General features: G+C 45.6%; 8 protein-coding genes. 3 read left to right on the forward strand and 5 right to left on the reverse strand.

Features of this window, described 5'->3' with window-relative positions; all coding sequences use genetic code 11:
* Positions 1–36: 36 nt before the first annotated feature.
* The 4 genes from ACR64J_RS05360 to ACR64J_RS05375 form a co-directional block, all read right to left on the reverse strand.
* A complete protein-coding gene (locus tag ACR64J_RS05360) occupies positions 37–2,361 on the reverse strand; it encodes an NADP-dependent malic enzyme (protein ID WP_435950844.1) in 2,325 nt (774 codons plus the stop codon).
* Between the two features lie 252 nt (positions 2,362–2,613).
* Positions 2,614–4,083 carry a protein adenylyltransferase SelO gene (locus tag ACR64J_RS05365; protein ID WP_435950845.1) on the reverse strand — a complete coding sequence of 490 codons (1,470 nt, stop codon included), beginning with the start codon at positions 4,081–4,083 and terminating at the stop codon, positions 2,614–2,616.
* Between the two features lie 215 nt (positions 4,084–4,298).
* The gene (locus ACR64J_RS05370) at positions 4,299–5,684 is read right to left on the reverse strand and encodes an acyl-CoA desaturase (protein ID WP_435950846.1); all 1,386 of its coding nucleotides are present in this window, start codon (positions 5,682–5,684) and stop codon (positions 4,299–4,301) included.
* A 234-nt stretch (positions 5,685–5,918) separates the two neighbouring features.
* Entirely contained in the window at positions 5,919–6,779 is an 861-nt protein-coding gene (locus ACR64J_RS05375) for a glycerophosphodiester phosphodiesterase (RefSeq protein WP_435950847.1), read from the reverse strand.
* A 294-nt stretch (positions 6,780–7,073) separates the two neighbouring features.
* On the opposite strand from ACR64J_RS05375, the gene ACR64J_RS05380 reads away from it, so the two are divergent.
* Positions 7,074–8,009, forward strand: a complete 936-nt coding sequence (locus ACR64J_RS05380) for a hypothetical protein (protein WP_435950848.1) — start codon at positions 7,074–7,076, stop codon at positions 8,007–8,009.
* An 83-nt stretch (positions 8,010–8,092) separates the two neighbouring features.
* Here the strand turns inward: ACR64J_RS05380 and ACR64J_RS05385 are convergent, their stop codons facing one another.
* Entirely contained in the window at positions 8,093–8,713 is a 621-nt protein-coding gene (locus ACR64J_RS05385) for a cob(I)yrinic acid a,c-diamide adenosyltransferase (RefSeq protein WP_435950849.1), read from the reverse strand.
* Between the two features lie 170 nt (positions 8,714–8,883).
* Here ACR64J_RS05385 and cysS point away from each other — a divergent pair, with 170 nt between their 5' ends.
* On the forward strand, positions 8,884–10,344 hold the full coding sequence (cysS, locus tag ACR64J_RS05390; protein WP_435950850.1) for a cysteine--tRNA ligase: 1,461 nt from the start codon (positions 8,884–8,886) through the stop codon (positions 10,342–10,344).
* A 305-nt stretch (positions 10,345–10,649) separates the two neighbouring features.
* On the forward strand, positions 10,650–12,485 hold the full coding sequence (locus ACR64J_RS05395) for a mechanosensitive ion channel family protein (RefSeq protein WP_435950851.1): 1,836 nt from the start codon (positions 10,650–10,652) through the stop codon (positions 12,483–12,485).
* Positions 12,486–12,553 lie beyond the last annotated feature (68 nt).

Here is a 12,553-nt window from a genome sequence, read left to right on the forward strand (position 1 = left end):
ATTGACTGGTTTGAGTATAACAGGCGCTATTTTAGACTATAACGCTTTTTGTACGTCTTCTAAATCTATTGCTTCAGTAACTGCAAGGGCAGTCATATTGACGATACGGCGCGCTGTCGCTGATGGCGTCAAGATATGCACAGGCTTATTTGCACCTAACAGGATAGGGCCGATAGAGGCACTACTGGTTGCGGTTTTAAGCAAATTAAAGGCAATGTTTGACGCATCAAGCGTTGGCAAAATTAGCAGGTTAGCAGAGCCTTTTAGCGGGCTTGATGGCATATCCTCTAAGCGAATATTCTCGTCTAAAGCGGCATCGCCTTGCATCTCGCCTTCAAACTCAAAGTCAACATTCATATCGGTTAGGATCTGATAGACCTTGCGCATCTTCACAGCACTTGCGCGGTCTGAGGTACCAAAATTAGAATGTGATAGCAGAGCTACTCTTGGTGTGATACCAAAGCGGTGCAACTGATCGACCGCCAAGATAGTCATCTCAGCCAACTGCTCTGCTGTTGGGTCTTCATGAATATAGGTATCGGCGATAAAGATATTGCGATTTTGCATGAGGATTACGTTCATCGCATAAAAGTCGCTGACGCCTTCTTTTTTGCCGATGACGCTTTGTACATAATCAAGGTGCAACTGATAATGGCTAAAGGTACCACAGATCATACCGTCTGCATCACCATTATTAACAAGGAGCGAGCCGATCAAAGTAGTTTTACGGCGTACGTCACGGCGAGCAAGCTCGATACTGACGCCGCGGCGCTTGTTTTGTTCATAGTAGCCCATCCAGTAATCTTTATAGCGAGGATCATCATCTGGATTGACGATGGTAATGTTGACACCTTCTTTGAGACGTAGGCCGAGCTTTTCGATATTGTTTTCGATAACAGAGGGACGACCAACCAAGATAGGCTGCGCTAAATGTTCATCGACGACGACCTGAACGGCTAGAAGTACGTTTCTATCCTCGCCCTCACAATAAACAATGCGTTTAGGATCTGTTTTTGCACGTGCAAAGATAGGCTTCATTACAAACGCTGAGTTGTACACGAATTCTGATAGACGCTGACGATAGGCATCAAAGTCATCAATAGGCAAAGTGGCTACGCCTGAATCCATAGCCGCTTGAGCAACAGCTGGGGCAATCTCGATAATAAGGTTGGGCTCAAGGGCACCTGGAATGAGATAATCACGGCCAAAGCGCTTGATATTATCAATGCTCTTGACATTGCTCATTGGTGTCGCTTCAACGTGTGCCATAGCAGCGATTGCACGTACGCAGGCAACTTTCATCTCTTCGTTAACTGTAGTTGCGCCGACATCGAGTGCTCCGCGAAAGATATAAGGGAAGCATAAGGCATTATTGACCTGATTGGGATAATCTGAGCGACCTGTTGCCATAATGACATCTGGACGTACCGAATGTGCAAGCTCTGGCATGATCTCAGGCGTGGGGTTGGCTAGAGCAAAGATAATAGGGTCTCGCGCCATGCGTAGAACCATCTCAGGGCTTAAGATACCAGGCATCGATAGGCCGATGAACATATCGACATCATCCATCACCTCATCGATGGTAGTGGCGTCGGTATCTCGAGCATAGCGCTGCTTTGATTCATCCAAATTCTCACGGCTGGTGCTGATGATACCGCGTGAGTCCGAGACAAAGATATTGTTTACATCAACGCCAAGTGCTGTGATGATATCCAAGCAAGAGATAGCTGCTGCGCCTGCACCTGAACAGACGATCTTGATGTCTTCAATCTTTTTATTGGTGATAATAAGGGCGTTGAGCATAGCAGCGGCAACGATGATTGAGGTGCCGTGTTGGTCATCATGAAATACAGGAATGTTCATGCGCTTACGCAGTTCGCGCTCAATCTTAAAGCACTCTGGTGCCTTGATGTCTTCTAGGTTAATACCACCAAATGTAGGCTCAAGCGAGGCTACTGCTTCGATAAATTTATCAGGATCATTTTGGGCAATCTCTAAGTCGAATACATCGATACCCGCAAACTTTTTGAACAAAACCCCTTTACCTTCCATAACAGGCTTTGAGGCAAGTGGACCGATATCACCTAGACCAAGTACCGCAGTACCATTAGTTATGACGCCAACCAAATTGCTACGGGCTGTATATTTGGCCGCTAAGGTAGGGTCTTTTTCAATCTCAAGACAAGGAACGGCAACGCCAGGAGAATAAGCCAATGCAAGATCACGCTGGTTTGCTAACTGCTTGATAGGCGTGACCGATATTTTACCCGGTCTTGGGAACTCATGGTAATGCAGCGCCGCTTGTTCAAACTGTTGTTTTTCCGATTCTATTTGGATATCGTCTTTCATAATAATGGCCATGGTTGTCATAAATGGAGGTTAAAAAGGGGAGCGCTATCAACCTAAAACTAAGCTGATAAAAAGATCATTTTGAGCAAAAGCATCTGCAACGCAAGCAGCTTATACTGCGGGCAGCGCATAAAATAGTTATTCTAGCATCAAAGGCAATTGACTTCCTAGTAAACCTGGGCGAAAGTTACCAATCTAAAAGTAATGTCAATGACAACTTTTTTGTAGGATGTATACGCTAGATTTAATAATCTAAGTGGTTAATTAAGATGAGCAGCTAATAGGCAGTTGCGGCGCATCAGGAGCAGGCGGACGCGTATCAAGATCAGTGGCAATATCTTGCACCTCAAATGGGTTGGCAAGCAAATGGTACAAACGCGCAACCTCATCAAATTGCCCTTGCTCAGCGGCCGTAATTGCCCGCTGCGCCATATCATTACGCAGAACATAAACAGGGTTATTACCCTTTAGCTCTAAAATAACTTGCTCAACTGCACGCTCAGAGTGCGTTAAATACTCTAAATAACGCGCTGACCACTCTTGCCACACCTCTACAGCTTGAACCGATAACTCAGCCTGCATGGTACTCAGTAATTGCGCCTCAAAAGGATGATCATCTGGCGCAACCAACGCCAACAAAGCCCGAAAGCTATTGGTATAGTCAAGGGTGTTATCTTCGATAAAGGTCATAAATTCAAAAGCGAGACTTAAACTCTCAGAACTATGCGCTATACCTAGCTTGCGGCACAGGCCTTGCTGGTAATGCTGCATAAAGACGGTTTCATAAGGCGCTAGGCACTCACCTAGCATCTCACGTGTAACATTCAGGCGCATAAAGTGCGGCAACCAAACATTGAGGTTCCAGTAGCCAATAGCAGGCTGATTTTGATAAGCATAGCGCCCGGTATGATCAGAATGATTGTTGATCCAGCCAGGATTAAAGCGCTCCATAAAGCCAAATGGACCAAAATCGAGCGTACTACCAGTAATCGACAGATTGTCAGTATTCATAACGCCATGAGCAAAACCGATCAATTGCCAGTCAGCGATCATGCGCGCAGTGCGCTCGACGACGGCGCCTAAGAACGCCACTATCGGCTGATCTTGCTCTCGGCACTCAGGGTAATAGGTGTCAATCATATAATCTGTAAACTCGCCTAGTAGCTCAGGGGCGTAGCTGGTAATCCACTCAACGTGACCTAAACGAATATGGCTATCTGCCACTCGCATTAGGGCTGCGCCCGCCTCCATACGCTCACGGCGTACTGGCGTCTCGGACACCACAAACCCTAAAGCATTAGAAGCAGCAACGCCAAGCGCACTAAAAGCATGACCGCACAGATACTCACGAATCGTACTACGCAATACCGCGCGCCCATCCCCCATACGCGAGTAGGGCGTAAGTCCAATACCCTTTAAGTGCAAATCTTGTAATTGATCGTTATTATCAATGACTTGCGCCATGAGAAGCCCGCGCCCATCACCCAATTGTCCTGCCCACTGCCCAAACTGATGACCAGCATAGGCCATAGCTAGGGGCTCAAAACCCTCTGGCACGTAGACGCCGCCGATAATCTCAACCCAGCGCGCCATCAAGTCCTCATCATCACTAAAACCTAACTGATCGGCGACTTGATGATTAAAATGTCCTGCTGTTGGGTTTTTAAGCGCTGTTGGCGGCTGGCGATGATAAAGGCGCGGATCTAAAGTAGCATAAGTGTTTTGATAACGCATAGAGTCTATTCCTATTAAGACTTGCTAAGAGTAAGCAAGCTTGAGATATAACGCTACTATAGCATAGCGCTATAAAGCAGCTAACGTAAAAAATGAGCGTCGCCACATTCAAACAAAAAAAATCCCTTCATCTATGACAGATAAAGGGAAGGAGAAAACGATAAATTATCAAGCAGTGATTGCGCTTTTTAAATAAGGACTTGCGCGGCTCTTATTTAAGCCGCTTTGGCGCTATGACCGATAGAACGAAAAGCGGTCTTTAGATTGCTATTATGCTCAAGGATACGCTGTTCAACTTTGGCATATTCGTGCTTGAGCTTATCGTCCACTTCATGCAAGCGATCAGCAAATTCTGTCTTTTTCATCTCAACCGCTTTAGCTTTGAGCGCCTGCCATTCTTCAACTGTTTTGGTAAAGGCGTCGTATTCAAACTTGATGCGATCTTGGAATTTTTGCATGGCATGCGGAATATCGATACCGCCGGCATTGATCTCATCAATCTGCTGCTGGGCACGCTTAAACTGCATTTTGACTTCAGCATGTTTGATTGTCGTATCATCAACTCGGCGCAGATCCGTAGTCAGACCCACTTTTGATAGCGCAGTGATCATCCATTTGGTAGGATCGTACTGCCACCATTTAACGCCATTACGATAATCATACTGGAAGAAATGGTGGTAGTTATGATAACCCTCACCCCAAGTAAAGATCGCTAAGAAAAAGTTATCACGCGCGGTGTTGGTATCAGTATAAGGACGTGAGCCAAACATATGACATAGAGAATTGATAAAGAAAGTGAAGTGATGAGTCAGTACTAAGCGTAGCAAACCTGCTAGCACTAGCGTGCCCCAAACATCACCGATCAACCAACCTACTGCGGCTACCATAGCAACGTTAGTCGCTAGTACCCATAGACCATAGTACTTATGCTGAATTTGCAATACTTTATCTTTGGTTAAGTCAGGTATGTTTTTATAATCAAAACGTCCACTTGGATAATTGCGCAGCATCCAGCCAATATGGCTAAAGAAAAACCCACGCTTGGCTGAATAAGGGTCTTCCATACGATCATCGACATGACGATGGTGAGTGCGGTGACCCGATACCCAATCAAAAGCTGAGCCTTGTACCGCAAGAGTAGCGCCAAGGAGTAAAAACTTCTCAACGACAGGATGCGCTTTGTAAGCACGATGCGCCAAAAGACGATGATAGCCGCCTGTGATGCTCATACCCGTCCAGACCATAAAGGCACCAAATACGCCCCAAACTGGCGCGCTCACTTGATGAGTGAGTAAGTACCATGGCGTAATAACGGCTGCTGCAATCGGCGTCGCTATCAAGAATATCGCTGGCACTAAGTTAATAGGCGATTTTTTGAATTCAAGCTCAAGGGGATCTACATTCTCGATGTCACTATTAAAAGCAATCTCTTGCCCGCCTTGTGCGTTAGCAGAATTATGCGCCGTATCCGCTCTGTTACTATCGAGCAGAGTCTTAAAGCGTGTCGCTTGCAATCCTGCGGTCTGAATGAGTGTATCGCCAGATTGAATGGCAAGACGTAAACCTTTAAGAGGCAAGCCCAGTGCTTTTTTTAAAATCATAAATTATTCCTGATAGGATTGATTTCGATGCCCTATATTACCCTATATCGACAGTAAAGTGAACAGGTATACACTATAAAAATATTGCTAAATAACAATAACTTGTATGAATTAAAAGCGATATTTATGTAAATATGAGCCAAGCTGTCGCTCTTGACATAATCGTGTAAGTATTACCTCAAATATGTAGCTTTATAAAGCTACAATTAAGTTCGGTAATGATTTTAAGAGGTGCTATAAAAAAAGCGTTGGTACATCAGTGACAATAACATCAACTTGCCACTCAACGAGCTGCTGCACACTATCAGCGTCATTGACCGTCCAAGCTGTCACAGGCAAGCTATGACGGTGACTGTGCTCAATAATGGCAGGCGTGATTAGCGGATAGTGAATACCCAATTGTGTACAGCCTAGCTGCATAGCAGTCGTTGGCGCAAGAGGCAAAAAGCTTGGCGTACGCGTGAGCAGTCCTCGCGGTATTTGTGATAATGAGTTGTGCCGCTGCAAGTGGGCTAAAAGCTGCCGATCAAAACTGGTCAGTACAATCGGCAAGCTAGCAAGCGCCGTACCTACCAAGTCACGCGCTAATGCGGCAACAAGCTTGCTATAGTTGGTGCGGTCATGGGTCTTTATCTCAAGCTCAATATGGCTAAATTGAGTAAGAATAGGAGAAACAGTATTCAAGGTGCTAGCCTGAGTACTTGCAAATACTCCTATTGGCTTAGTTGACGGCTTTGAGAGTGAACCATGTATAGATGCTAATTTAGATACAGGCTTAGACGGCAGAGGCAAAGCTTGCGAGAGCATAGCCAGTGTCAAGATTTGATGCCCCGATTGCAACTGGCGGGCAATCTCATTTAAGCTGAGCTGATCAATACGAGATTGCACGCCGCAAAGACGCTCAAGTGTATCATCATGAAAGACCACCAGATGACCGTCGCCACTAAGCTGTACATCAAATTCAACACCAGCTAGCCCGCGCGCTTGCAAACTGCGCGCGCGCTGGAAACCTGACAAGGTGTTTTCTAGTATCTCGCTACCTGCGCCGCGATGACCAACGAGGCGAGTACGGTTGAGCTTTGGTATCTGTATCATAAGCCTCAAGCCCTTTATTATCGATTATATGACGATATATTTTGCCCATACTATCTTCATCTATCTTATATAAGTCGATTTTAAAACGTTCAAAATATTCCTAAGGGTTTGTTATGTTTTTGCAACCAAAACCGACTTTCGCGCTGATATGGATGTTTTAGGTGCGTATTGATGATGTACAGTAATGACCATCTTAGGTAAACACCGTATAATGACGTATTTTTTACGGCTATTTATTTTAGTATCAATAGAGCAATGTCGATCGACAATCAACAAAGCAGGAGCAATGCAAATATGAGCGTAGCAAACAGCATAGAGTTTAAGTGGCAGCATGTGGCAGGTATTAGTCTAGTATGCGGACTTGCGCTCGCAGGTTGTAGCCGCTCAGATGAGGAGACAGTAGAGGTAGCCGAGGAGCCTGTCGTTGTCGAAGAGACGACGCCTGTGATCAGTTGCGACAACCCTATGGTACAAGATCGCCTAAAATCTGCGCTTAGAAACACGTTGAATCAGCAAGCTCAAACGCTCGCTGCAAGCTATGCCAATGAGGCTCAAATTAGTTTAAGTAGTGCAACTATTACCAGTAAAGTGAGCGGTATTTTGATCGATGTGCAAAATACAGCTGTGCTACAAGAGACTAATGACAATGGCATGACGACTTGTCAAGCGAGCGTCAGTATGACTCTGCCAAGCGAAGATCTGTATCTTGCCAGTCAGTTGCAGGCTGCTAATAACCAGCCAAGCTTGCAGACGCGCCTTGCGCAAAATGATATCCGTATCAACAATAACATGCTCGTTGATAATGCCTTTACTTATGTCGTTGGTACTCAAGGCGGACAAGTACAGACACGTATCGCAGGGCAGCCTGCTATGGTGGGCATAGTCGCTGATGTCATCGCTGGGTCTACTTTGACCACAGCTATGAGCGAGCTTCAAGCCCAGCGCGCCGCCCAAGAAGAAGCACGCCGTCGCCGCGCGCAAGCACAAGCAGCCGAAGAGGAGCGTGCCCGCCAAGCGGCTCGCCAAGCAAGACAACCAGCGATAGCAACGCCGCCTGCGCCTGCTGTAAAGCCAGCAACTGCGCCAACTATTAATACAGACAATAACCAAGTTGCGGTTGAACCAGGTACTAGTGCTACGTTACCCGCCACCCCTACTGCACCAAAAGCAGTTCCTAAAGATGAAACTATTGATATGATAATCGTAGAAGACGAGAGCGCTACTTACTAACCTAACTTGCTCGTCTTAATAGACTTAATAAAAAGCGCCTACGACATCGTAATGTTATAGGCGCTTTTTGATATGATCCAGTTCTATTTTTGCAGGTCATCAAACACTTGTAGTACCTGCGGATTCCATAGCACTTCTGAGACTTGGCTTGAGTCAGTACAAAAGCGGGCGGCGACAAACAGCCAGTCAGATAATCGATTGACCAGACTGACCGCACTATGACTCATTGCTTGGGGACGCAGCTCCCTTAGCATGACCGCTTGACGTTCCGCACGGCGGCAAACAGTGCGAGCGACATGCAATTGACTCACCAGCACTGAACCTGTCGGTAAAATAAAGTCTTTAAGCGGCGGCAACGTGCTATTCATCGTATCTATTTGCTGCTCTAACCATTCTACATGAGCGCCGCTAATACCTTGGTACTCAGGCATCGCAAGCTCGCCGCCGATATTGAACAGTAAGTGCTGCACGATGACGAGTGCCTGTGCAAAATCCATGTCTTTTTGCTCATTTAGGCGCTCAGGCAGTTTGTCTTGCATTTGTGCCAATTGTGCACGTGCCAGTCCGATGTGAGAGTTGAGCTCATCTATATCGCCCATGACACCAAACAGAGCATCTGCCTTACTCATTCGGCTGCCATCAGCCATGCCCGTACTGCCATTGTCACCAGTACGGGTATAAATCTTGGTTAAGCGATTACTCATTGATACTTCCTTAAATGCGTTAATGCGTTGGGTAAATAGTCTTAGATTTGCCGCTATTGTAGTATTTTAGCGTCTTTTTAGCTAAGATAGAGTGTTATGTATTCACAAATAAAAAACGCTAAAATTTTATACTTTTGATCCATTATTAAATTTAAAAGGGCTCTTGTATTATGACCACACCACTCAGTGATGTTAAGTCCACTCTTGTTATTTATGATTCACTTAGCGCATCCAAACAAGTCTTTACCCCTTTAGTTGAAGGACAGATCAGTCTATATGTGTGCGGCATGACAGTTTATGACTATTGTCACATTGGGCATGCACGAGTGATGGTAGCGTTTGATATGGCAGTGCGCTGGATGACGCAATTGGGCTACAAGGTCAACTACGTGCGTAATATCACTGATATCGATGACAAGATCATTACCCGCGCGCGCGAAAACGATGAAGATATAAGTGCCTTAACGCAGCGTTTCATAGAGGCTATGCATAAGGATGCGGCGTCACTTGGCTGCAAGATGCCTGATAGCGAGCCGCGTGCGACCGATCATATTGATGAGATGCAGCAGATGATTGAGACGCTAATCACTAAGGATTATGCGTACGCGGTAGACCAAGGTGACGTGTACTATGCGGTAGATAACTTTGCAGGCTATGGCAAATTGTCCAAACGTCATTTGGAGGATATGCAAGCAGGCCTGCGAGTACAGGTTGATACTGACAAGCGCAATCCTTTTGACTTTGTACTGTGGAAGGCGGCAAAACCTGATGAGCCGCAATGGGCGTCTGCCTGGGGACAAGGGCGTCCTGGTTGGCATATTGAATGCTCAGCGATGTCGACCAAATGCCTAGGCAATACTTTTGATATTCATGGCGGCGGACATGATTTGCAATTCCCGCATCACGAAAACGAGATTGCTCAGTCAGAGGCGGCGACAGGCTGCGAGTACGCGCGCAACTGGATGCACGTTGGCTTTATCAATGTCGATGGCGAAAAGATGTCAAAGTCGCTCGGTAACTTTTTTACTATTCGAGAAGTCACTGCAAAATATCATCCTGAAACCGTACGCTTTTTCTTATTATCAAGTCACTACCGCAGCCAAGTGAATTTCTCAGACGTTGCTTTAGATGAAGCACATAATAGCCTAAGCAGACTCTATCATACCCTCAAAATTACCGAGCAAAAGCGAGGAGCTGATTTAGTCGTCGAGGATCAAGACATTGACAGGGCTTACGCTAGTGACAGTGGTCACCGTTTTACCACTGCCATGAATGATGACTTCAATAGCTCAGCGGCTATCAGTGAGCTATTCGTGCTAGCACGTAGTATTAATAAGCTGATAAAAGCAGAGGATATCACAGGCGCATGGCAACAAGCACTTGAGCTTAAAGCACTCGCGCAAGTTTTAGGGTTATTGCAGCAGCCTGTTACTCAGTTTTTGCAAGCGGCTATCGGTGAGCAGACCGATGACGCGCTTAGCGATGCTGTGATTGAGGATCTAATAGATCAGCGCAATACTGCAAAAGCGGACAAACAATATGCTCGAGCAGATGAGATACGCGATCAATTAAAAGAGGCGGGTATAGAGCTTGAGGATGCGCGCTCTGGTACGACTTGGCGCCGCGCCTAAAAGTGATAGCAATCGCTTTAATACTGATCTGTCTATAAAGACGGTATTTATTTCAAGTACGTAAACTAACAAATAAAGTCGGCACTATGCTGGCTTTTTTTTGTGTACTGCTTTAGCGTATCTACATACTAAATGGTTAGATAATCACTATGCATAATCACAAAAACGTATCAAAAAATAAAGCAAATGTAAGTTGCCAATCCTCTGTAAGTACTCGATCTATTACCACACTAATAAGTAGCGATCAGCACATAGCTAAGGGCTATTCGTTTGTTTTAAAACAACTGCTAGTCATTTTTGTGATTATGATGCTTGCGCCCTTATCTTATGCTGCTAGTACAGACAAAGCCGCTGCGTCAAACGCTTCAACCTCGCAAGCTGAGGACACGCCAGATGGCTTTGTAGAGTATGCCGCTCAGCAAATTGATACGCTACAAGAAGACGGTATCGATTTTCCTGATTCAGTCAATGAACTGGTTGAATCATCGGATCAAAAAGCCCTGCAGCAAGTCGGTCAGATGCAAGGTGATGTGGCACTTAGTGGCGAGTATAACGCCAATTACTACGTTTTAGATGAGCTCAATTCTGGACTACCTGCGCTATCGACGCCTGCAAATCTGGCGACCCCTTTATCCACCTTGGAGTTTTTTCAATCTGCGATAATGAAGCAGCAGTACGATCTAGCTGCGCAAGCGCTTAATCTAAATCTGTTTGATGAAAACACGCAAGCGAGCAGGGGTGTTGAGTTATCAAGGCAACTGGACTTTTTGCTGAGCAAAAAACAGCTCTATGTCTTTGATGATCTACCAGATCGTCCAGATGGTTTGGTAGAGCCGCCACTGGGTAATAGCAGTAGTATCAACGGTATCCCGCGCCGCTCTATTTTGCTAGGTTACATGGATTATCGTGAGCGCCAAGTACCTATCTTTATTCAGCGCGTACGCGTTAAGGATAACGCTCCTGTCTGGGTATTTTCAGCGCAAACGGTTGATAATATTACTAACCTGTATGATCAATACCAGCCAGCGGAGTTTGAGCGCTACCTGCCGCCTGTCATGACTCTTAGGATGCTGGGTATTGCCATATGGGAGTTTTTAGCTTTAGCGTTTTTCTTTATTTTGACTTTGAGCCTTGGTTGGTTGCTAAGTAAAATTACAGGAAAGCTCATTAACTGGTACGTTGATGATGACCAAGAAACCCCGCAGACAGGTGGCGAGAAAAGCCTAACTGATATGATTAGTAAGCTTACCGTACCGCTCACCTTTACGATCAGCTTCTCTTTAGTCTTTACCTTAGTATCAGGCGGCTTTCCTTACGTCGAGGCGATTGCTACTGCAACCAGACCTTTGGTGTGGGTGGGACTGGTGCTCAGCGCAGTATGGCTTGGTATTCGAGTTATTCATTTTTTTGCCAATCGATATAGAGACTTACAAATCGATGGTCTCGCTGACGATGAGTACAATACTTATCGCGTGCGCATGACCTATTTGTCTATCTTTCGACGGGTCTTTATCTTTGTTATGATTTTGGGTAGTTTTTGGATTGGGCTAAGCGAGTTTACCAATATCGAAGGCTTAGGTAAGACGCTGCTGACCTCAGCTGGCATTGCAGGTGTGGTACTTGGCGTTGCTGCGCAGCCAACTTTGGGTAATATTATAGCGGGCATGCAGGTCGCTATCACTCAGCCTGTCCGTATCGGTGATACAGTTATGATGGAGGGTGATTGGACAAATATTGAAGATTTGCGTTATACCTACGCGGTGCTAAAGACATGGGATGAGCGCCGCTTGATCGTACCGATGCGCCACTTTGTCACCCAAATCGTAGAGAATTGGTCGCACACTGAGTTCCATCAAACTTGTGTGGTTTACTTATACGTGGATTATGGCGTGGACGTTGAGGCTATACGCCAAAAATTTATCGAATTGGTCAAAGACCATGACCTTTGGGATCAAGAGACAGAGCCTGCCATGCTCGTAGTCTCTGTTGACGAAGACACCATTAAGCTGCGTGGAGCGCTGGCCTCTGATAGTCCGCTAAATGCATGGACGCTGGAATGCGACGTTCGTGAGCAAATGCTTACTTATCTAAATGAAGAGCAAAAAGAGTATCTACCTGCTGAGCGTATTACTTTTAAATAGTATTACCGCAAGTTGAATAAGTGATAAGAAATTTATCATGTGGAACTAGGTATTATTTGCTATAATGT

Source organism: Psychrobacter sp. DM8, assembly GCF_051307025.1.
Taxonomy (GTDB): domain Bacteria; phylum Pseudomonadota; class Gammaproteobacteria; order Pseudomonadales; family Moraxellaceae; genus Psychrobacter.